Below are 22,302 nucleotides of genomic sequence, written 5' to 3' on the forward strand. Positions count from 1 at the left end.
GCATTGACTGACATTCCAGCGTCTCGCCAGAGCGATGCCTGCACCAACGACACGGATCACGATCTTTGCCTCCTTCTCTGGCCAAGGTGGCGTCGAGCGCATGCTCGTGCATCTGATCCAGGGGTTCTGCGACCAAGGCTATGCGGTAGACCTGCTGATGGTGCGAGCAACAAGTGCCGCGCTCGAGCAACTGCCGGCCACGGTTCGGCGCATCCCGCTCAGGCCGGGTCATACCTTGCTGGCCAGCTTTGCGCTGGCAGATTGGCTGCGTCGCGAACGCCCAGCCGTCGTGCTGGCGGTCAAGGATCGCGCTGGTCGTGCTGCCGTCATGGCGCGCGCGCTCGCGCGCACGGACACGCGCTTGGTGTTGCGGCTCGGCACCAACCTGTCCGCCGCCCTATCCACCAGCAACCCACTGAAACGCTGGCTGCGGTTGCTACCGATCCGTCGACTCTATCCCGCCATCGAGCAGATCGTCGCCGTCTCCAAGGGGGTGGCCGAAGATACCGCGCAGATCGCACAGCTCCCCCGCGGCCAGATCCGAGTGATCCGCAACCCGGTCATCACACCGCGCATGAAAGCGCTGGCCGCCGCAGCCTGCCCCCACCCTTGGCTAGATGAGGCCGAATCGATACCCGTCATCATCGGTGCCGGCCGCTTGCAGCGCCAGAAGGATTTCCCGACGCTCGTGCGCGCATTCAGCCTGGTCAGATGCGAGCGCGCTTGCCGACTCTTGATCATCGGTGATGGGCGCGGTCGCAATGCACTCGAGGCCCTCGCCAAGACGCTGGGCCTGCGGCTCGGTCCCGATGGCGATCTTGAGCTGCCGGGTTATCAGACCAATCTCTATGCCTGGCTGGCACGCGCCGATCTCTTCGTCCTCTCTTCGGCCTGGGAAGGCTCGCCAAACGTGCTCACCGAGGCCCTGGCCCTGGGAATCCCGGCCGTGGCAACCGACTGCCCGAGCGGCCCGCGCGAGCTGCTCCTAGACGGACGCTACGGCCCTCTCGTCCCGGTTGGCGATAGCAAGGCGATGGCCAGCGCCATGTTGCAAACACTTGACGCCCCGCTTCCGGCGAGCAGGCTCCAACAGGCCGTCACCGACTACAGTCAGGCCGCTAGCGTGAGCGCCTATCTGGATGCCATGGGATTGCAGCCTGGCCACGTCACCACTGGATGAGGGGATCTTGGCGAACTCGATCACATCGGACTGATCGGACTGGCGGAACTGCATTTGCGCGAGCCATCGACGACAAACGTGAAGACCGCAGTTTGGCTCGCCGCTGGGTCCTGTAGATCCTGTTCAGTCTGCTCTGGGTAACCCGAACGTCTCGACGATAATGATTCGGCCAGCGACCGGCGGAATTCCTCTTGCAACGTGCTGAGATAGACCTGCAATGTATCACCCGGATCAACCTGACTATCCATCGATTGTCCTGAACGCAAACTGTGAACTGGTTCACACTAGTGTAGAACAGTCGACGAAAATAAACGAATCGCTCGGACTGGTGCCTGACGGGAACAGTGCAAGTCGTGCCAAGACGCCGCAGAGCGGCGGGATATTGGGGAAGGATCTCAGGACTCGTCGGCATCACCGGGATGCGCATGCGCATGCAAGGGCAAGGCATTGATATGGTCCTGACCGAAGCGGTCCTGATCATGCTCGAGGCCGGGCGTATGCAAATGCAGATGGGCATGACGATGTTGATGCGGATGCCGATGCAACTCGGCCTCGACCAACCGACCCTGTTGCAGCAACAGCGCTCGGGTGCTGAGGCGCTCGAGCACCCGCTGTTCATGCGAGACGATCAACATGGCCTGCGGCAGCGCATCCAGATGGTCGAGCAGACGCGCCTCACTGGCCGCATCCAGCCCCGTGGTCGGCTCATCGAGCAACAGCAACTCGGGGTCCATGGCGAGCACCGTGGCCAAGGCCACCAAGCGTTTCTCACCGCCAGAGAGGCGATGCGTGACCCGGGGTCCATAGCCCGCCAGACCCAACGCGGCCAGCCTGCGCTCGGCGGCAGCGGCCGCTTCCGCCGGCGAACGCCCCAGATTCAACGGCCCAAAAGCAACATCATCGAGTACGGTCGGGCAAAACAGCTGATCATCGCTGTGCTGGAACACCAGTCCAACCCTGGCGCGCGCAAAGCGGAAATCGGCCTCAGTACAACAATTCCTGCCCAGCACCCGCACCTGACCGGCACTCGGCGACAATAGGCCGACGATCAGATGGAGCAAGGTGCTCTTGCCAGCGCCATTCGGGCCGATCAGCGCCACCCGCTCGCGCCGGCTGATCCGCAGATTGACCCTGCTCAGGAGCGGCCTGCCCCCGTAGCCGAAGGTCAGGTCGGCAAGCTCAACGAGCAGATCACCGCTGCCGCTGGTCAGACCAGGATCATCCATCTCAGGGCGTCCAGATGGGTTGTTTTCGCGATCCACATAAGCTCGGGCTGGGCATTGGAGGTCTCGTTTGAATCGAGTTTTATCACGTTTGAATCAAGCTTGAATCGACCAGCAGCAGGCCCGCGAGCACCGGCAATGTACTGAACAACAGCAGCGTATCGGATCGCTGCCAGTGGAATCGTTGCAACAGCCGAAGCTCGCCAGCGAAGCCCCGGCAGCGCATGGCATCAGCAACCCGCTGGCCGCGCGCCAGGCTGCGCACCAATAACATCCCGATCAGCCAGCCCAGCGCGCGCCAGCTATGCCGATCGCTGCGTGGCACGAAGGCGCGAGCCCGCATCGCCAGGCGCATACGGCGATATTCAGCACCGACCAGTTCGATCTGCCGCAACGTCAGCAACAGCAGATGGCAGAGCTTAGCCGACAGCCCCAGGCTCGCCAGCGCATGTACCGTTGGGCCGGGGCCGATGGCGCCGACCAACCCGAAGAGGATCAGCACCACGGCATTGGCCTTGAGCAGGATCAGCAGCGCCAGCGCAAGCCCTTCAGCACTGGCTGCAAAAGGCCCTAGCTGTAGCAGTGGAGCCCCGGGCACCGAGAACGGCAGCGTCAACACAAGCACCAGCATCAACAGTTCGAGCGGCAGCAGATAGCGCAAACGACTCACCGAGACACCGCCAAGCCAGGCGACCAAGATCGCGCCGCACAAGGCCAGGCCTGCCGTGCTCAGTAACTGCAGCGAGACCACTGTAGTCGCAAACAGGGCCGCGATGATGACCCGTGCGCGCGGATCGAATACGGCGAGTCGATCCGGTCGTTCACCGAAGGCCTGCTCGAGCAGGCCCAATCCCAGCTTGGACTGCATGCGCTCAACCCGCGCGAGCCCGCCTTGAGCAGACTTGGCCCGAGCAGGATCGGCCCAACCGAACTTGGCCTCACCCGAGGTCAACGGATCAGACCCAGCCTGGCCCGGCCCTAGCGGATCAGTCATCGATATTGTCCCGGACGGAGCGCTGCTGCTCGCGACGCCGCGTCCACCAGAGGCCGAGTCCGGCAAGGCCAGCGATATAGCCAAGCCCCCCCAAGAGGTCACGGAACGAGGCTCGCCCCTGCGCCTCAGCCAGGGCCTCGCGCAATGGGAGCAACTGTCGCGCCATCGATTGCTCAAGCCGCTGCTCAAGCTGCAGCCCGACCCCCTGCTCAAACCCTCGTTCAATCGCAGCACTCAGCGCCCGCTCGAGGTCGGTGCCGGCAGGAAAGCACAGCCTATCGTCTTGGCGCGCGGGCTCCGCCAGCGCTGGCATCGCCACAATGAGGTCCGGGCTCAGGCCGTTGCTCGAGACGCCCGCAGCAGGTGCAGCCGATGCTGTGACAGCATCAAACGCTCCGACCAGCTCGGAGGCCGCGATCGGCCATTCGGCACGATGACCGTCAGCCGACTTTGCAACGACTCGATACTCCTCTGCGGCAGGCACCTGAGCGCGAAACCGCCCCTCGTCATCCGAGCTCAGCTCAGCTACCCGCTGGCCATCGGCGTCCAGCAGCTGGATCTCGATGCCACGCGCGGGATGCCCGCCAACAAAATAGGCTCGCCCCTGGATCTGGTCCCCATCCGCGCTGGCAAAGACCTGCAACCGATGGGCCTGCACAGGACCGCTGAGGATCAACAGGGCCAGGCCGACCAGCAGCCTCCCGGCAACCTGGATAGGGCCCAGCGAAGACGCTAACCCCGGCGCCTGTCGCGGCAGCCTGCCGGCAACCCAAGCGCGAACCCGCCAATCAGGGCACTGAGCGCGTAGATCACTCAGCATCTTGGCCAACCTCGCCCAATCTCAGCAGCGCTGGCTCGACCCGCAGTAAGAAGGTGACCACGACGCCGGTCAGCAGCCCTTCGACCAAGGCTAAGGGCACAAAGGTCATGGCGATCAGGCGCGCAGCCGGCGCAAAGGGCTCACCGCTCATGAGCAGGCTCCCGCAGAGCATCAGGGCAGTCAGCGCAACGCCAAGCAGGCCGGCAGCAACACCAAAGCCGAAGGCTTGATGACGCTGCCGCGGGCTGATGACCTCGGCCTCGGCTGCCGTCGCAGAAGATACAGCAGCGCTCTCGCCTGCGTTGGCATCAAGCACCGCGTCAACATCGAGCACCGCGTCAACATCGGCCGCCTCAGTAGAATCGCTCAAGCCTTGCGGCGGCGCAGGCCCCAGTACGCGTTTCAGCATCGGCCGCAGCAGCAGCGCGACAACCAGCGCAGGTAGCGCCAGATTCATGGTATTCACGCCTAGCACCAACAGACCGCCAAAGCCGAAAAAGACCGCCTGCAATAACAGCGCAACAAAGATCGCGGGCAGTGCCGCCCAGCCCAGCAGCAGCCCCATCAGCCCATTCAGTAAGAGATGCACGCTACTCGGGCCGAGTGGCACGCTGATCAGCGAGGAGACAAAAAAGGCGGCGGCCAGCACCGCCGCCTGCGGGAGATCAGCCTCGCGCAGGCGGCGCAGCGCGATCGCGAGCAGACCGGTTGAGATCAGGGCGCCGGTGACGAGCACAGGCGCAGAGAGAACTCCATCAGGGATGTGGGCCATAAGCGACAACAATAAGCAGAATCGGCAAAAAGATCATACCAGCTTCGCCCCAAGGCTTGTCTCATCAGAACCTTACCCAAGCGGAAGCCTGCGGCTCTCAGCCCTGTATTGAAAGCTCTGCATTCATCTGCGTCATCTGCGTCATCTGCGGTTAAGATGCTCTTTTTAGGGTCAGCCACTGCAACGGGCCGACAAGCCCTCCGTCGTCGGTCATCAACAAGCAACCGCCCCCCAACAAGACCACTCACTACTCACTACTCACCAGGATGCAACGCCTTACCATCACACTTGACGACGCCCTCACCGACGCCTTCGAGGGCTACATGTCCAGGCGCGGCTATCACAACCGTTCTGAGGCCATCCGCGACCTCATCCGCGACCGGCTCCATAGCGAACAGCTCGCGGACCAGCCTGAGGGAGACTGCATTGCGACCCTGAGCTACGTCTACAACCATCATGAGCGCGAACTCGCCGCGCGGCTCACCCAGGCCCACCATGATCATCACGACCTCACGGTCTCGACCATGCATGTGCATCTGAGTCACGATTACTGCTTGGAGACCGTCATCCTGCGCGGGCCTAGCAACCGGGTTCAAACCTTCGCCGATGCCGTCATCGCCCAGCCCGGCGTGCATCACGGCCACCTCGCCATTCTGCCAGTGAGCGCCAGCGAAGAGGCGCATCCGCATGGCCCTGGCGATGCCGCTGGCATGGATGAGCAGCATCCGCACCTGCACCTCGAGCCCCTCGCCTGACAAGACCCAAGTCAGAAGGATGCACCCTCAAGAAGAGGAAGAAACCGCCCAATCAAGCTGATAAGCAAGCAACTTTTTTGTCCTTCTCAAGGGGCGGGACGTCCGCCACAGATGCGAACACAGTCGCGCAACGACTGAAACAGCCAATCAGGGTCGCAAACGCCCTGCATAAACGGGCGGCAACTATCGGACTGATAGTCATAGTAGAAGGCTGGACGGGGTTGGCCACAGCGTCCGCGCTCAGGCTGCTGCAAGCAGCCCACATGCAAGAGATCGGCAGCGTCCCGAGGCCCGGAGCCGCCGCCACAGCCAACCAGCGACAGTCCTAGTAGCAACAGGAGCGGCAGCGCAGCAGCATAGAAGCTGCTGCGGAGACCTGGCAGAGGCCTGCCAGCATCCTTAGGATTTGAAGGCCAGCGTTTGGCAATCATCAAGAAGGAGAAGATGGACGGCAACATGGACGGCATCTTAAAGGCTCTGTTTGCGATCGACCCAGCCACCAGGACGCCCATCAGCGTCCGACCAGCCAAGCGACCTGGTAGGGCTCTAGCTCGAACCGGCTCGGCAATTGCTCGCCGTTGTGATGCCAACCACCAATCAGCTCGGTCCAGTTCAGCTCGCGCGGCCGTCGCACCAAACGCCCGAAGCCAAGCTGAACCGGCGCACCGGTGAGATTGGCAATCATCCAGAGCGACTGACTGTTATCCGGCGCCAGACGACGCACCCCAAACAGGCCAGCCGATAGCTCCAGCACCTGCTGCGGGCCATCAGGATGAAAGGCCGGCTGCGCGCGCCGAATCCTAAGCCGCCGCAGGTATTCAGGCAACAGCTGCCGCGCCTGATGGCTGGAGTCCTCGCCGAGCATGACCTCAAGCTCCGGCAACGCCCATTTCTGCCGATTGATGGTCCGCGCGCGCCCGCTCTGTTCAGCCCCGCGCAGATTATTAGAAGCCCCAAGCAAGCTATTGAAATAGATGCCCGGAATGCCTTGGAGGCTCATCGCAATGGTCTGAGCACAGAGGAAACGCCGGATTGAAACCTCCTGATCGCCGGGGATTCCAACCGCTTCGAAATAGGTGATATTCAGCTCATAAGGCGTTGCCGAGCCGTCCGGATTGCTCCGCCGCGACACCAGCCCACCCCGCTCCTCCATCGCCGTGACCAAGGCATCGAGCTGCGACTGCGGCAACAGACCCTCAAGTGGGCGCACCCCGATGCCATCATGCGAAGCGGTGAAGTTGAAGTAGGTGCAGCCCGGAGGCGGCGGCGCCAATGAGGCGGCCCACTCGGTTAGATAGCGCCCATTACCGCTGTGCATGGCATGCAACAACAACGGCGGTAGACTGAATTGATAGACGATATGCGCTTCGTTACCCTCGCCAAAATAGCTGATATTCTCGGCGTGCGGGACGTTGGTCTCGGTCATCAAAAGCACCGTCGGCGCCACGAGCGCCAGCAAGTCACGCAACAGTTTGACCACCTCATGTGTCTTCGGCAGATGGATACAGGGGCTACCGAGCTGCTTCCAGAGATAGGCGATCGCATCCAAACGAATGATCTGCGCGCCGTGGTGCACATAGAACAGTAGGATATCCAGATATTCAAAGAGCACATCTGGATTGCTGAAATCGACATCGATCTGATCCTGGCCGAAGGTGGCCCAGACATGGCGCTCGCCATAGGGCGTTTGCACGGACCGCAATAACGCTGAGGTGCGCGGTCGCACCACCGCCGACAGGTCAGCCTTGGGATCAACCTCAATAAAGTAGTGGCGCTCTGGTGCCATGCCATTGGTGTAAGCACGGAACCAGCGGCTCTGGCTAGAGACATGGTTGACCACCAAGTCGAGCATCAACCGATAGTCTTCGGCCAGCGCGTCGACATCCGACCAGCGGCCAAGCACCGGATCGATCTGCCGATAGTCGATCACGGCAAAGCCATCATCAGAGCTGTATGGAAACAGGGGCAGCAGATGCAAGCCCGAAATGGCGTCGCCAACATGCTGTTCGAGGAAGCGCCGCAGCGTTGCCAAAGGCGCCTCCTGGCTGGCGCAGACCATATCGCCATAGCTGATCAGCACCGCATCAGTCTGATCCCAAGGCGCGCAGCCGAGGGCCTCGGGTGGACAATCAGCGCCGACGCCATAGCGCCCGATGATCAGCTGCAACCGATCCATCAGCTGCGGTAGTCTATCCTCGCCATAGAGTCGTCTGAGACGCTCACCTATGCGCTCATAGACACGCCGCTCAACCACCACCATGGCTCACTCCGTCATGTTGCGCACGTTATTGATCAGGCTGCGCAGGCTATCGCGCAGCACACGGTAGCTGTAGAAGCGGCTCGCCACGCGGTAATTGTGCTCGACCAGCTCGGCGCGATAGCCAGGGTCGGCCAGGATCGTCCGCGTTTGCTCGACGGTGGATTTGTCGATCACGCCGTCGATGACCGGCAAGCGAAAGCCCTTGGGCTCGATATCGCGCTGATAGACGCTGTAACGGCCGATCACGATCGGCAGTCGGAAGTAGATCGCCTCGAGTAACGCATTACCGAATCCCTCATAGAGGCTCGGAAAGGTGACCAGATCCGCATGTGGATAGAGATCACTGAGCACATAAACCTTCTGCCCCGTCTGATCGAGCTGGCGACGGTCGGCCATACGCTCGCCGAACAGCTTCAGCGACACCCCCTCATCCTGCGCCAGTTGCTGTATTTGGCGTTCATACTCGTAGCCTTCATCGCCGCTGTGATGCGAGATGACCAGATGCGCGTGCGACAGCTTGAGCCGGCGGATCAGATGGATGGCGTTCTCGATGCCCTTACGCGGCACGATCCGCGTCGGCTGCAACACCAGCAGCTCTTGGTCGTGCAGCCCCAAGGCCTGGCGCACATCGGCCGCGTAAGCATCGGGCGGACCTGGAGGGTTCTCGAAATCGAAGACATTGGGGACCAGGATGCTTGGCAACCCCTTTCGCCAAGCGATCTCCTCACGCGCAGCCTGATTGATCACCACATGCTGCATATGCGGCACGCGCGGCGGAAAGGCCATCTCAAGATAATCATCGACCGCCGAGATCTGGAACCGCTGCCGCTCCCACATGAAATCATGGTGATGGGCGATCGCCGGCATCCCGGTCTCGAGCAGGAACTCGGTGATCGCCACCCCAAGCGGGATCTGCATCGGGATGGTCAGCGCATTCTCGATGATCAGCACATCGAGGTCGAAATGCGCACGAAACGCATAAAGAGTCGACTTCAGATACTGCGCCAGTTCGCGGATGCGGCGGCTGACCTCAGGACTGCGACGGGTGCGGCCCCAAAGCTGGGCATTGATCCACTGGTTCTCCGAATGATCGAAGAAGGCCTCCGGGATGCAGAGGCTCATCGCCGGATCGCGATCGAGCACGCCGCCATACCAGGCGCTCACATGCCCGCTTTGCCAGAGCACCTCGGCCCATTTCGCCGCCTCCAATGAGACACCGTCGGTACCGGCAAAGCGAGTCGAGACGAAACCAATGTTTTCCGGTTGCTTCATGCGCACTGCGGGGGATCTGTTTGAAGAACTGTCTACGCGGTCGTCAAGGAGGCCGAGCTGCAATCGGCAATCATCCGGCGATTGATGCTCGATCATCGACCCTGCCACGAATCCATCGCGAGCGCTCAAGACCATTGCCGTCGATCCTGCTGGCCAAGGTTGCAGGGCGCCACAGTGCGCCCGGTGCGGCATAACCTGTGCCCAACCAGGCCGCGAACAGCCAGCATCGCGCTCAGTCGCCTTCGACACAGGGCCGCAGCGCCGGTCGCGTCACAGCAGAATCATCAAATCGGCAAGCGATCCAGGCTATGATCCCACAGCATGCGTATCGCGATCGTCCATTTCCATCTGCAGACCGGGGGTGTCACCCGGGTGATCCAGCACGCCTGCGCGGCCCTTGCCGCGGCAGGTCACTCGGTCCTGGTGCTGAGCGGTGAGCCAGCGCAGCAACCAGGCTCGCTCGCGGCCCGCATCGAGGTAATCCCCGCGCTCGGCTACGAGGAGCGCCGCCCGCCCCTGGGGTCGAAGGCATTACAGCAAGCCATGGAGCAGGCCGCAAAGCGCATGCTCGGCGCTGCTCCAGACCTCTGGCATGTGCACAACCATTGCCTCGGCAAGAACCTCGCCCTCCCTGACGCCCTCCGCGCGCTCGCCGAGGCTGGTCATCGCTTGTTGCTGCAGCCGCATGATTTCGCTGAGGACGGCCGCCCTGCCCTCTACCGGCGCATGCTTGAGACCATCGGCGCCCAAGATGGTGCAGGACTCTCCGCGCACCTCTATCCAGTGGCGCCGCAGATCCATTACGCAACCTTGAATCTGCGTGATCATGGCTTTTTTGCTGCAGCGGGCGTGCCGAGCACGCAACTCCATCGTCTTCCCAATGCGGTTTCCTTCGCGGGCGAGCAGGACAGCAAGGCCAGTCGTCCGCCCAGCCGCCAGCAAACCGCAGTCGGCATCGATCATCGCCGCTGGCTCTATCCGACCCGTGCCATCCGCCGCAAGAATCTCGGCGAGCTGTTGCTCTGGGCCGCGCTCGCCGGCCCTGACGATCGCTTTGCAACGACCCTAGCACCCCAGAATCCGTTGGAGCAGCCCATCTACCAGCGTTGGGTTTCACTGGCTCGGGAGCTAGCCTTGCCGGTCGACCTCGAGCTTGGTGCCGGCAACAGCGATTTCGGCGCCCTACTCGCCTCCAGTCATGCGCTGATGACCACCAGCGTCGCCGAAGGCTTCGGCCTCGCGTTTCTCGAGCCCTGGCTCATCGGCCGACCCGTCGCCGGACGCGATCTGCCCGAGATCACTGCCGACTTCAGCGCCGACGGGCTCGACCTCAGCGGGCTCTATCGGCGCCTGCCGGTGCCGCTTGACTGGCTCGATGCGGCAGCGCTGCGCCGGCGCCTTGATCAAGCCCTGGCAGCCGCCGCCAGTGCCTATGGTCGCGAGCGCGAGGCGGATGACCTCGAACGCGCTTGGCGTGTGGCCCTGGATGAAGATAGCCGGGTCGACTTCGGCCGCCTCGACGAAGACGCGCAAACACAGGTGCTACGGCACGTCCGCGCCGACCCAGCCGCCGGCTCCGCCCTCGACGCTACCTCACCGCCGCTCGCCGCCGAGGCCGAGCTGATCGCGCGCAACCAGGCTGTGGTCGAGCGCGAATACCTGATCGACGGCTACCGACGCCGGCTTGAAGCGATCTACCAATCTCTGCTCAACGCCCCCACCGCCCCGTTGCGCGACCAGGCCGATGGCCGAGCGCTCATCGCCCGTTTCCAGGCCCCGGAGCGGCTCCACCTGCTGCGAACCTGAGCCAGACACCACAAGCTCTAGCATGACAAACGCCTATCACGCCCATACCCCGGTTGGAAGCGGCGCATGACCGACCAGACACTCATCGCGCGTATCCGCGACCTCAGCACCCCACTCGAGCCCAAGCCGACCGGCATGGAGCCATGGCTGGAGCCGCTCCAGGGGATCAAAGCCGTGCTCTTCGACGTCTACGGCACGCTATTGATCTCCGCCAGCGGCGATATTGGGCTCGGCGGCAACCCGTCGGGGTCGATCGGCCTCCCAGCACTGCTCGCAAATGCAGGCATTAACGCCGACACCCGGCCATCGCGGAGCGGCATCCAGCAACAGCTGAGAGCCCCCATCGGCGAGCGTCTGAGCGCTGCCATCCGCGCCGATCACGCAGATGCTCGGGCCAGTGGCAAGCTTTACCCGGAAGTGGATATTCGAGCAATCTGGGCAACCCTGCTTGCCGAGCATGGATACCAGGCAACCCCACAACAGTTGGAACGGATTGCAGTGGAGTACGAGTGCCGGATCAATCCGGTCTGGCCGATGCCCGGTCTGGCCGACCTACTCGGCGCGCTACGCCAACGCGGCTTACTGCTCGGCATCGTCTCCAATGCCCAGTTCTACACACCCTTGATCCTGGAAGCCGTTCTTGGCCAAGCACCCGCCGAGCTCGGACTCGAGCCCAGCTGCAGCGCCTGGTCCTACCAACTGCGCGAAGCCAAGCCATCAACCATCATCTACCAAGTCGCCCTCGATGGCCTCGCACGCAAGCACGGCATCCCGCCAGAACAAGTGCTTTACATCGGCAACGATCGCCGTAATGACATCTGGCCAGCACAACAGCTTGGACTCAAGACCGCGCTCTTTGCTGGCGATGCGCGATCACTCAGACTTCGGGAAGACGACCCTAAGCTGATTGGCGTCAGTGCTGACCGCGTGATGACTCAGCTAGACCAGGTTGAGCAGATCGTCTAGCCGCCAAATGTTTCCAGCGCATGCAGCAGCAGCCTCGTCGTAGGGATAGGGGGTCACCTTGCTGGCCATTCAGAAAGAGGATCCGTTTGGCAAAGCGGCATGGTTGGGCTAGTCTCTGTTAGTGGCTGCTGTTAGAGGTGCCTAAGCCGTCTCATCAGGCAGCTTATGATGGTCTTCGCCTGCAGCCGGGCGGTGACATGGAAGGGTTGGAGGAGTATCGGTCTTGCATCACATGAGGTGGAACCTGTCGAGGGCGTTTCTTGCCCAGTTGGCTCCTTGCGGCCTTGACCCTAGCCGACCGAACGCCGAGACGCCCCTCGGTCACGCGATCCATGTGCACGACGGTGACACCATCGGAGTCCAAGGTGTCCCGATCCGCCTTCAATGCGTTGTGCTGACGCGGCCCTCCTGAGACGCCGGATGCTCAGACTCGAGGCCATCAAGAAAGGCGCCCAGATCCGCGGCATCCTCAACGACGAGATCGTCCGCATCGTCCAGGTCGAGCCGATCGGCGATCACGCCCTCACCGCCTACTACAAAGACAGCCAAGGCCGCCTTGGCGAGCAGATGCTGTTCCGCACCGACGAGGCCCGCCTGGAACTGGCCCAAGCCGGTCGCGCCTGGGCCTTCGATGCCGATGGCGCCGCCTTCAAGCTCGGCCTCGAGGCCTACCGCATCAGCCAGGCCGCTCTGTTCGATCCGATGATGGCGGTGCACGCCTCCAACGTCGAACCGCTGCCGCACCAGATCGCCGCCGTCTACGAGGCCATGCTGCCCAAGCAGCCGCTGCGCTTCGTGCTCGCCGACGACCCCGGCGCGGGCAAGACCATCATGGCCGGCCTGCTGATCCGGGAGCTGCTGATGCGCGCCGATGCCCGGCGCATCCTCATCGTCGCCCCCGGTGGCCTCACCGAGCAGTGGCAAGACGAGCTGCTGGAGAAATTCGGCCTGCACTTCGAGGTCTTCAGCCGCGAGAAACAGGAGCAGTGCGCTTCAGGTAACGTTTTCGACGAGCAAGACCGGCTCATCTGCCGGCTCGATCAGCTCTCGCGTAACGAGGACGTTCAGGCCCAGCTGCGGACCACCGACTGGGATTTGATCGTCGTCGACGAGGCGCACAAGCTCTCGGCCACCTACTTCGGCAACAAGGTCGCCAAGACCAAGCGCTTTCAGCTCGGCGAGCTGCTTGGTTCGATCAGCCGCCACTTCCTGCTGATGACGGCCACGCCGCACAACGGCAAGGAAGAAGACTTCCAGATCTGGCTCTCCCTGCTCGACGGGGATCGCTTCTACGGCAAGTTCCGCGAAGGCGCGCACCAGGTCGACGTCTCCGACATGATGCGCCGCATGGTCAAGGAAGAGCTGCTCAAGTTCGACGGCACCCCGCTGTTCCCCGAGCGCCGCGCCTACACCGCCAACTACGCCCTCTCACCGCTGGAGGCCGCCCTCTACGAGCAGGTCACCACCTATGTGCGCGAGGAGATGAACCGCGCCGACCGGCTTGGCGGCAACAAGCGCAACACCGTTGGCTTCGCCCTTACGCAACTGCAACGCCGCCTCGCCTCCAGCCCCGAGGCCATCTACCAATCGCTCAAGCGTCGACGCCAGCGCCTAAAAAGCCGCCTCGGTGAGGAAAAGCTCGGCTTGCACGTGAATGCAGAGAAAAGAGTGGAGAGAAGTCAGGAAAGAGTCCATCCCTCGCCAACATCCCACTCACTCCTCACTCCTCTCCACTCACTCCTTGAACTCCCCCACTCACTCCTCGAACTCCCCGACGACCTCGACGACGAACTGAGCGCCGAAGACTACGAGCGCTTCGCCGACCAAGTGGTCGATCAAGCCTCCGCCGCCGAGACCATCCCCGAGCTGGAGGCCGAGATCCTGATCCTGAAGGACCTGGAGCAGCAGGCCCAGCGCCTGGTCGCCTCCGGCAACGACAAGAAGTGGGAAGAACTCTCCAGCCTGCTGCAAGACCAGCCGGAGATGTTCACCGCCGGTGGCAGTCGCCGCAAGCTGATCCTGTTCACCGAGCACAAGGACACGCTCAATTACCTGCTCGCGCGCATCCAAGACCTGCTCGGCAACCCGCACGCGGTGCGCATCATCTACGGCGGCACCCACCGCGACGAGCGGCGCAAGATCCAAGAAGAGTTCCGCAACGACCCCGAGGTCACCGTCCTCGTCGCCACCGACGCCGCCGGCGAAGGCGTCAACCTGCAGAACGCCAACCTCATGGTCAACTACGACCTGCCCTGGAACCCCAACCGGCTCGAGCAACGCTTCGGGCGCATCCACCGCATCGGCCAGACCGAGGTCTGCCACCTGTGGAACATCGTCGCCAACGAGACCCGCGAGGGCGAGGTCTTCCAGAAGCTGTTCGACAAGATCGAGACCGAGCGCGCCGCCCTGGGCGGCAAGGTCTTCGACGTGCTCGGCGAGGCCTTCGATAACCTCTCGCTCAAAGACCTGCTGGTCCAGGCGATCCGCTACGGCGACGACCCCGAGGTGAAGGCGCGCATGAGCCAGGTGATCGAGGGCGCGCTCGATGCCGAGCATCTGCACGAGATCCTGCGCCGCAACGCCCTGGTCGATCAGCACATGGGGCTGGAAGCGCTCTATGCGGTCAAGGAGGAGATGGAGAAGGCCGAGGCGCGCAAGCTGCAGCCCTACTTCATCCGCGCCTTCTTCACCGAAGCCTTCACCACACTCGGCGGCGAGCTGCGCCCGCGCGAGGCCGGCCGCTTCGAGGTCAAGCACGTCCCGGCCATCATCCGCGAGCGCGATCGAGTGATCGGTGAGACCCGCACCCCGGTGCTGAAACAATACGAGCGGATCTGTTTTGAGAAGCAGCAGGTCCGCCAAGCCGGCAAGCCGATGGCCGACCTGATCCACCCCAGGCATCCGCTGATGCAGGCCACCACCGACCTGATCCTGCAGGCCCACCGGCCCAAGCTCAAGCAGGGCGCGGTGCTGGTCGACCCCACCGACGAGAGCCTTGAGCCCAAGGTCCTGTTCATGATCGAGCACGGTGTGCGCGAGAGCACCGCGGACGCCCAAGGCCAGCAGGGCCTCGCCTCGCGCCGCCTGCAGTTCGTGCAGATCGACCAACAGGCCAAGGCGACCCGCGCCGGCTGGGCACCGCACCTCGACCTGGTGCCGATCGACCCCGCAGATCAGGCACTGATCAGCGATCTGCTCAAGGCCCCCTGGCTCAACGCCGACCTCGAGGCCCTGGCCCTGAGCCACGCCTCCGCGCACCTGGTCCCCGAGCACCTCGCCGAGGTCAAGGACCGCCGCGAGCGCCAGGCCGACAAGCAGCTCAACGCGATCCATGAGCGGCTGGTCAAGGAGATCAGCCATTGGTCCGACCGCTACATGAAGCTGACCGATGATGTGAAGGCCGGCAGGCAGCCACGGATGCAACCCGAGATGGCCAGGCGCCGGGTCGATGAGCTGAGCGCGCGCCTGCAACAACGCACCGCCGAGCTGACGGCGATGAAGACCCTGGTCTCCAGCACGCCGGTGGTGATGAGCGGCGCGCTGGTGATCCCGCAAGGGCTGCTCGCCGCGCGTAAGGGCGAGACGCCTCACTCAACCGATGTCCAGGCCGATGCCGCCGCCCGCGCCCGCGTCGAGCAGATCGCGATGCAAGCGGTGACCGCCGTCGAGACCGCGCTCGGACATCAGGTCAAGGATGTCAGCGCCGAGAAATGCGGTTGGGACCTCACCGCGAGACCATCGCCGCGAGCCGATGGCTCGCTGCCGCCGGATCGGCACATCGAGGTCAAGGGCCGCGCCAAGGGCCAGCGCACCATCACCGTCAGCCGCAACGAGATCCTCTATGGGCTGAACCAGGCTGAGCAGTTCATCTTGGCGATTGTGATTGTCGACGGCGAGCAGCACGAGGGGCCGTTCTACCTGCGCAATCCGTTCAGCCGTGAGCCGGATTTTGGGGTGGCGAGCATCAATTACAGCCTGGATGAACTCCTGGCGCGGGCCGTTGCGCCAGATACGCTAGGATGACCAATCACGCGATCACCTGATCGCCAATCAGTGAGTAACGTGCAATGTTCGCCCCCGACAACACAGAGCGATTTCGCACCTGGCGACAAGGCTGAGAGGCGCCTAACGTGAGAGTTGTGCTTGATACCAGTGTGCTTGTGGCTGCCGCGCGATCTCGTTATGGGGCATCTCGCGCGCTGATGTCGTTACTTCCCGACGCACGGATTCAACCTGCGCTGTCGGTGCCCTTGTTCGAGGAATATCGAGCGACCTTGCTTCGTCGTGAGAATTTGGCGGGAAGACTGCCGAGGGAGGTCGATGACTTTCTCGACTACCTCATTTCAATCAGCCACTTGCAAGAGATTTACTATCGGTGGCGACCTGTTCTCGTGGACCCTGACGACGACTTTGTGCTGGAGCTTGCAGTTGCCGCAAGTTGCCGGTACATCGTTACCCATAACCTTCGCGATTTTAGAGGGGTCGAGCGGTGGGGGATTGAGCCTCTACCTCCCGGCCTCTTGTTGAGACGATTGGAGACGATGGCATGAGCACCCTGACGATTAATATTCCGGATAGTCTTGCTGGTCGACTGAGGCAAATCGCCCAGGATCAAGGCATTACCGTCGACCAATTGCTCTCATCCGCTGCTGCCGAGAAGATAAGCGCGATCATGACAATTGAGCATTTACAAAAAAGAGGCGCTCGTGGCGATCGTGCTGCTTATCAGCGCTTTTTGGATTCCTCACCTGATGTGGCGCCATTGCCTGGCGACGAGCTTTGATCAACATCCACGCCCATTGCGGGGTCGCGCATGACGAATCTAAGCGTTCACATCCCTGATCAGGCGGCCACTGCACTGGCTGGATTAGCCAGGTTTCAGGGCCAGACTCCAGAACAACTGGTTGCCGCCCTGGTGGAGCATTATCTGGAAGACGCCAAGGATCTTAGCGACGCACTGGCCGCCCTCAATGATGGCGAACAGCCAATTTCGCTGGAGGAAGTGAAGCGCGAACTGGGGCTCTAAGATGCCCTGGCAGATTGCCCTAAAGCCGCGCGCTAAGCGTGAGCTGGCGAAGCTGGATCGTCCAGTGCAACAGCGGTTGGTCGCATTTATGGAGCGACTGACCGAGCATGATGACCCGCGCGAGTTGGGTCGGGCGCTGCAAGGTCCGCATCAACTCTACCGACTGACGCGGGCCGAACGATGGACAACGGCACAAGGCCCTGCCTAGGATGGCCATCTTGATGACTATAAGGAATCTGACCCATGCCTGATACTTCTATCGCCGAGGCCAAGACCCATCTGACGCAACTCATTCAACGCGCTGAACGCGGTGAAGCGATTCGGATCACCCGTCGGGGCAAGCCTGTGGCGGTACTCGTCTCCGAAGATGCCTATACCCGTCTCTGCCAAAGCGTCGATCCGCCAAACTTCTGGGATCAGATTCAGGCAATGCGTGCCGATCCTGACTTTCAGCCCATCGACTGGACTGCGCAGGAGATCGACGCCTGGCGCGATCGCCAGCCGCCCCGCGAGTTCGCATGGCCGGATTAACCTACCTGCTCGATACCAACATCCTGTCCGAGCCACTGGTCAAGCACCCGAATGCCGCCGTGCTTGAGGGCTTACGCCAACACAGCCGCGCCCTGGCCCTCTGTGCGATCACCTGGCAGGAGCTGCTCTATGGGATGTTTCGACTGACGCCGGGGCGCCGTCGCGATCAGATCGAGGACTATCTCTTCAAACGCCTCAGGCCCACCATGCCGATCCTGAGCTTCGATGAGCGCGCCGCGCACTGGCAAGCCGCCGAGCGCGCGCGCCTGAGCAAGGCCGGCAAGACGCCCGCGTATCCCGATTCCGAGATCGCCGCCATCGCCGCCGTCAACGACTGCATCTTGGTCACCCGGAACGTCAATGACTTTCGCGATTTCAATGGCTTGCGCATCGACAACTGGTTCGAGAACGAAACGGATATAAGCGCGTGACAACACCAACCATCAAATCCCCCAAAAAGCTGATCGAAGTCGCCCTGCCGCTCGACGACATCAACGCCGCCGCATCGCGCGAGAAATCGATCCGCCACGGGCATCCGAGCACCCTGCATCTGTGGTGGGCGCGGCGACCACTCGCCGCAGCGCGGGCGGTGATCTTCGCGCAGATGGTCAATGACCCCGGCTATCAGCAGGACGGTGGCTTCAAATACGGCGTCAACAAGCAAGAGGCCGAGATCAAGCGCGAGAAGCTGTTTGCCATCCTCCGCGACCTGGTCAAGTGGGAGAACACCAACAACGAGGAGGTGCTCGAACGCGCCCGAGAGGCCATCCGCGAGAGTTGGCGCGAGACCTGCCAGTTGAACCGCGACCATCCGCAGGCCGCCGAGCTGTTCAACCCCGACAAGCTGCCGGCCTTCCATGATCCCTTCGCCGGTGGTGGGTCGCTGCCGTTGGAGGCGCAGCGCCTGGGCCTGGAGGCCTACGCCAGCGACCTGAACCCGGTCGCGGTGATGATCAACAAGGCGATGATCGAGATCCCGCCCAAGTTCGCGGGGCGTGCGCCGGTCGGACCTGAGGTGAGGAGTGAGTTGAGAGGAGTGAGGAGTGAGTGGCATGCATTATCGGGAGGCGATTGTTTGGCAGAAGGCGATGTTGGCGGCAAGGGCGGTCTATCGTCTGGTGCCAAGGTTGCCGAGAGAGGAGACCTACGGGATGCGCTCGCAGATCACGCGGGCGGTGGTCTCAATTCCGGCGAACATCGCCGAGGGTTGGACGCGGGAGTCGGATCGGGAGAAGATGCAGTTTCTAGCGATTGCGCAAGGATCACTCGCGGAGACGGAGACGTTGCTGACACTCTGCGAGCAGATCGGTTGGTTCCCGGAGGAGGAGACGCAGATCCTCAGGGGCCTATTGGACGAAACCAGCCGAATCCTCACAACCCTGCGCCGCAAACACCGCCGCTAAAACTGCCCCCTCACTCCTCTGAACTCACTCCTCACTCCTCTCAACTCTTTTCTTCCCCCTGGCCGGGTGCGACCGGGCTTGCCGAAGACGTGCGCCGCTATGGGCACTGGATGCGCGAAGAGGCCTTCAAGCGCATCGGGCATCTGTATCCCAAGGTCGAGATCACGCCAGCGATGGTCGCCAAGCGGCCCGATCTGAAGCTCTACGAGGGGCAGTCGCTGACGGTGATCGCCTGGCTCTGGGCGCGGACGGTGAAGAGTCCGAACCCGGCGTTCAGCCATGTCGATGTGCCGTTGGCGTCGAGCTTCGTGCTGTCGAGCAAGAAGGGCAAGGAGGCTTGGGTGGAGCCGGTGGTGGAGGGGGATCAGTATCGGTTTGAGGTACGGGTTGGGACGCCGCTGGCTGAGGCGCAGGAAGGCACCAAGGTCAGTCGAGGCAGCTTCCGTTGTCTCTGCTCGAATAGCGCTATGACCTACGCCTACATTGACGATGAGGCGAATGTTGGAAGGATGTCGCAACGGCTTATGGCAATTGTCGCAGAGGGCAAGAGAGGGCGTGTTTATCTGAGCCCTATTGCTGAACAAGTAGAACTCGCTGAAACCGCTCAACCCAGCTGGAAACCGGAAACTCCTAGCCGTGGAACCTGGGCTAGTAATGCCCAAGGCCGAATCTATGGTTTCAGGACCTTCGGCGATTACTTCACCCCACGCCAGCTTCTCGCTCTGACGACCTTCTCCGATCTCGTGCAAGAGGCGCGAGAGAAGGCAATTGCCGATGCCAAGGCAGCGGACATGGCGGATGATGGGTTGGGGATCGATCAAGGTGGGATGGGGGCGACGGCTTACGGGGATGCTTTGGCGGTTTATTTGGGTTTTGGTGTCAGCCGCTTGTCAGACATCGCCAATTCATTGTGTCGTTGGGAAATCACAAAGACTCAAGTTCGTAATCTGTTTGGTCGACAGGCGATCCCAATGATATGGGATTTCGCCGAAAATAATTTGTTTGGAGAAGCTGCGGGAGACTTCCAGACGAGCCTTAGGAGCATTATCCGGGTTATTGAACGCCAAACGCTCTCCAGCTTGCCATTATCCTTCGCCGAGCAGGCGGATGCTGGGTCTCAAATAATGAGTACCCACAAAGTCATCTCGAGTGACCCCCCGTACTACGACAACATTGGCTATGCAGATCTATCTGATTTTTTCTATGTCTGGTTACGACGGTCCCTAAAGAACATCTATCCTACGTTGTTCGGGACCATGGCGGTTCCGAAAGCCGAGGAACTTATTGCGACACCCTACCGCCATGGCAACAAGGAAAAGGCTGAAAAGTTTTTTATGGATGGGATGACTCGTGCGATCGAGAATCTAGCCGATCAAAGCCATCCGGCGTTTCCAACCACGATCTATTATGCCTTCAAGCAGTCAGAAACAAAGGAGGGCAGCACCACCAGCGCTGGCTGGGTCAGCTTCCTCGAGGCGGTGATTCAGGCCGGTTTCTCGATCGACGGAACTTGGCCGATGCGCACGGAGATGGGCAACCGCATGATCGGTTCAGGCACTAACGCCCTCGCATCCTCCATCGTCCTCGTCTGCCGCAAACGCGATCCCAACGCCGATTCCATATCCCGCCGCGACTTCCAACGCGAACTGCGCGAGCAGATGCCCGAGGCCCTGGAGACCATGATCGGCGGCCAGACCGGCCAATCCCCCATCGCCCCGGTCGATCTCGCTCAAGCCGCCATCGGCCCCGGCATGGCCATCTACTCCAAATACCAAGCGGTGTTGAACCAAGACGGCTCGCCGATGGGCGTCCACGACGCCCTGGTGATGATCAACCGCGCCATCTCCGACTATCTCAACCCGGAAGGCAGCGGCTTCGACGCCGACACCCTGTTCTGCAACGACTGGTTCAGCCAATACGGCTGGAGCGCCGGCCCCTTCGGCGAGGCCGACACCCTGGCTCGCGCCAAGGGCACCTCGGTCGACGGTGTGCGCGAGGCCGGCGTGATCGAATCGGGCGGCGGCAAGGTGCGGCTGTTCAAATGGGCCGAGTATCCCGCCGACTGGAGCCCGCTGCAGGATGATCGGGTGCCGGTCTGGGAGGCCTGCCATCAGATGATCGGCCGACTGGAGCAAGACGGCGAAAGCACCGCCGGTGCCTTGCTCGCCCAGATGCCCGAGCAGAGCGAATACATCCGCCAGCTCGCCTATCACCTCTACACCCTCTGCGAGCGCAAGAAGTGGGCCGAAGAGGCCCGCGCCTACAACGAACTCATCGCCTCCTGGAGCGCCATCGTCGACGCTTCGCATGAGACTGGATCACAGGGCGAACAGATTGGGTTGGCGCTGTCATGAAAATCGAATCGATTCGACTCAAGAACTTTAAGAATTTTCGCGATGCACGCATCGACGATATTCCTCGCTTTTGCGTTATCGTTGGAGCTAACGGTTCCGGGAAATCGACGCTGTTCGATGTCTTTGGCTTTCTCAAGGACTGCCTGACCTTCAATGTCCGCCAGGCGCTGCAAGCACGCGGTGGTTTTCAGGAAGTCATCAGTCGCAATGTCGATCTAGGTGAATCGATCGAAATCGAGCTGTGCTTTCGGATGGAGATCGCCGGTGTTGAGCGCCTCGTGACCTATCTGCTGAAGATCGGACTCGATGATCGCAAGCCAGTCGTCAAACGCGAGGTCTTACGCTATCAGCGCGGACGCGATGGCTCTCCGTTTCACTTCATCGATTTTGCCAATGGCACGGGCTACGCGGTAAGCAACGAGGAGGCTGTCGACAAGCTGGATGATGCGCCAGAACGCGAACAGCAGTCGGTTGCTCCCGATGCGCTTGCAATCAAGGGTCTTGGCCAGTTCGAGCGCTTCAAGGCAGCGAACGCCCTGCGCCAACTCCTAGAAAATTGGCATGTCTCCGATTTCCATATCAATCTTGCTAGAGGCAGTAAAGACGCGATTGGTGAATCGAGTCATCTTTCGGTGACGGGCGATAATCTACAGCTCGTTGCGCGCAATCTCTTCGAGAACGAACCGGAGCGCTTTGCCAAAATCGTCTCGGCCATGCAGCATCGAGTCCCTGGGGTCAGCAATGTCGAGCCCGTTTTAACGCAAGATGGTCGGTTGATCCTGCGTTTCCAGAACGAGCAATTCACCGATCCGTTCATCGACCGCTCTGTCAGCGATGGGACGATCAAGCTGTTCGCGTATCTGGTCTTACTCTATGACCCTGATCCGCGTCCGCTGCTGTGCGTGGAAGAGCCCGAGAATCAGCTCTATCCGACCTTGCT

The 22,302-nt window shown here is 61.9% G+C and carries 20 protein-coding genes and 1 pseudogene; 14 read left to right on the plus strand and 7 right to left on the minus strand.

The genetic code is table 11. The annotated features are described in order from the left end of the window. Positions 1-34: 34 nt before the first annotated feature. Positions 35-1,180, plus strand: a complete 1,146-nt coding sequence (locus tag VBE63_RS11830; RefSeq protein ID WP_323683229.1) for a glycosyltransferase — start codon at positions 35-37, stop codon at positions 1,178-1,180. A gap of 395 nt (positions 1,181-1,575) precedes the next feature. Here the strand turns inward: VBE63_RS11830 and VBE63_RS11835 are convergent, their stop codons facing one another. The 4 genes from VBE63_RS11835 to VBE63_RS11850 all read right to left on the minus strand — a co-directional run bounded on the left by VBE63_RS11835 (position 1,576) and on the right by VBE63_RS11850 (position 4,989). Then, the gene (locus VBE63_RS11835; RefSeq protein WP_323683230.1) at positions 1,576-2,406 is read right to left on the minus strand and encodes an ABC transporter ATP-binding protein; all 831 of its coding nucleotides are present in this window, start codon (positions 2,404-2,406) and stop codon (positions 1,576-1,578) included. 82 nt (positions 2,407-2,488) lie between these two features. Continuing rightward, positions 2,489-3,397, minus strand: coding sequence for a cobalt ECF transporter T component CbiQ (gene cbiQ / locus VBE63_RS11840; protein WP_323683231.1), 909 nt, complete (start codon positions 3,395-3,397; stop codon positions 2,489-2,491). Beyond that, a complete protein-coding gene (locus VBE63_RS11845) occupies positions 3,390-4,226 on the minus strand; it encodes a carboxypeptidase-like regulatory domain-containing protein (protein ID WP_323683232.1) in 837 nt (278 codons plus the stop codon). Before VBE63_RS11845 ends, cbiQ begins: the two co-directional genes overlap by 8 nt. Next, the gene (locus VBE63_RS11850) at positions 4,207-4,989 is read right to left on the minus strand and encodes an energy-coupling factor ABC transporter permease (RefSeq protein ID WP_323683233.1); all 783 of its coding nucleotides are present in this window, start codon (positions 4,987-4,989) and stop codon (positions 4,207-4,209) included. Before VBE63_RS11850 ends, VBE63_RS11845 begins: the two co-directional genes overlap by 20 nt. 266 nt (positions 4,990-5,255) lie before the next feature. Between VBE63_RS11850 and nikR the strand changes: the two genes are divergently transcribed. Continuing rightward, complete coding sequence (nikR, locus tag VBE63_RS11855) at positions 5,256-5,744, plus strand: nickel-responsive transcriptional regulator NikR (RefSeq protein ID WP_323683234.1); 489 nt, start codon at positions 5,256-5,258, stop codon at positions 5,742-5,744. An 86-nt stretch (positions 5,745-5,830) separates the two neighbouring features. On the opposite strand, the gene VBE63_RS31365 is transcribed toward nikR, so the two are convergent. The 3 genes from VBE63_RS31365 to VBE63_RS11865 are packed head-to-tail and all read right to left on the minus strand — an operon-like array spanning position 5,831 to position 9,276. Continuing rightward, a complete protein-coding gene (locus VBE63_RS31365; RefSeq protein ID WP_416274541.1) occupies positions 5,831-6,256 on the minus strand; it encodes a BPTI/Kunitz domain-containing protein in 426 nt (141 codons plus the stop codon). Next, a complete protein-coding gene (locus tag VBE63_RS11860; protein ID WP_323683235.1) occupies positions 6,256-8,004 on the minus strand; it encodes a sugar phosphorylase in 1,749 nt (582 codons plus the stop codon). Before VBE63_RS11860 ends, VBE63_RS31365 begins: the two co-directional genes overlap by 1 nt. A gap of 3 nt (positions 8,005-8,007) precedes the next feature. Then, complete coding sequence (locus VBE63_RS11865) at positions 8,008-9,276, minus strand: glycosyltransferase family 4 protein (protein ID WP_323683236.1); 1,269 nt, start codon at positions 9,274-9,276, stop codon at positions 8,008-8,010. A 321-nt stretch (positions 9,277-9,597) separates the two neighbouring features. On the opposite strand from VBE63_RS11865, the gene VBE63_RS11870 reads away from it, so the two are divergent. The 12 genes and pseudogenes from VBE63_RS11870 to VBE63_RS11915 all read left to right on the plus strand — a co-directional run. Next, a complete protein-coding gene (locus tag VBE63_RS11870; RefSeq protein ID WP_323683237.1) occupies positions 9,598-11,082 on the plus strand; it encodes a glycosyltransferase in 1,485 nt (494 codons plus the stop codon). 66 nt (positions 11,083-11,148) lie between these two features. Then, positions 11,149-12,048 carry an HAD family hydrolase gene (locus VBE63_RS11875; RefSeq protein WP_323683238.1) on the plus strand — a complete coding sequence of 300 codons (900 nt, stop codon included), beginning with the start codon at positions 11,149-11,151 and terminating at the stop codon, positions 12,046-12,048. 420 nt (positions 12,049-12,468) lie between these two features. After that, positions 12,469-16,071 (plus strand): helicase-related protein, encoded by a 3,603-nt coding sequence (locus VBE63_RS11880; protein WP_323683239.1) that lies wholly within the window; start codon positions 12,469-12,471, stop codon positions 16,069-16,071. 116 nt (positions 16,072-16,187) lie between these two features. Next, positions 16,188-16,598: a putative toxin-antitoxin system toxin component, PIN family gene (locus tag VBE63_RS31370; protein ID WP_416274542.1), complete on the plus strand. Its 411-nt coding sequence runs from the start codon at positions 16,188-16,190 to the stop codon at positions 16,596-16,598. Continuing rightward, positions 16,595-16,831 (plus strand): toxin-antitoxin system HicB family antitoxin, encoded by a 237-nt coding sequence (locus VBE63_RS11885; RefSeq protein WP_323683240.1) that lies wholly within the window; start codon positions 16,595-16,597, stop codon positions 16,829-16,831. Before VBE63_RS31370 ends, VBE63_RS11885 begins: the two co-directional genes overlap by 4 nt. Positions 16,832-16,861: 30 nt before the next feature. Then, positions 16,862-17,074, plus strand: a complete 213-nt coding sequence (locus VBE63_RS11890; RefSeq protein ID WP_323683241.1) for a hypothetical protein — start codon at positions 16,862-16,864, stop codon at positions 17,072-17,074. A 1-nt stretch (position 17,075) separates the two neighbouring features. Further along, positions 17,076-17,282 (plus strand): hypothetical protein, encoded by a 207-nt coding sequence (locus VBE63_RS11895; protein ID WP_323683242.1) that lies wholly within the window; start codon positions 17,076-17,078, stop codon positions 17,280-17,282. Positions 17,283-17,317: 35 nt separating this feature from the next. After that, entirely contained in the window at positions 17,318-17,605 is a 288-nt protein-coding gene (locus tag VBE63_RS11900; RefSeq protein ID WP_323683243.1) for a type II toxin-antitoxin system Phd/YefM family antitoxin, read from the plus strand. Next, entirely contained in the window at positions 17,593-18,036 is a 444-nt protein-coding gene (locus VBE63_RS11905) for a type II toxin-antitoxin system VapC family toxin (protein WP_323683244.1), read from the plus strand. The genes VBE63_RS11900 and VBE63_RS11905 overlap by 13 nt, the downstream gene beginning before the upstream one ends. Beyond that, positions 18,033-18,293, plus strand: a pseudogene (locus VBE63_RS31375) (DUF1156 domain-containing protein); the annotation flags it as partial. The gene VBE63_RS11905 and the pseudogene VBE63_RS31375, both read left to right, overlap by 4 nt. A gap of 400 nt (positions 18,294-18,693) precedes the next feature. Further along, entirely contained in the window at positions 18,694-19,008 is a 315-nt protein-coding gene (locus VBE63_RS31380; protein ID WP_416274543.1) for a four helix bundle protein, read from the plus strand. A 2,350-nt stretch (positions 19,009-21,358) separates the two neighbouring features. After that, a partial coding sequence (locus VBE63_RS11915) for an AAA family ATPase (RefSeq protein WP_323683246.1) occupies positions 21,359-22,302 on the plus strand: 944 nt, incomplete at its 3' end.

This window comes from Lamprobacter sp. (assembly GCF_034860625.1).
Lineage (GTDB): Bacteria > Pseudomonadota > Gammaproteobacteria > Chromatiales > Chromatiaceae > Lamprobacter.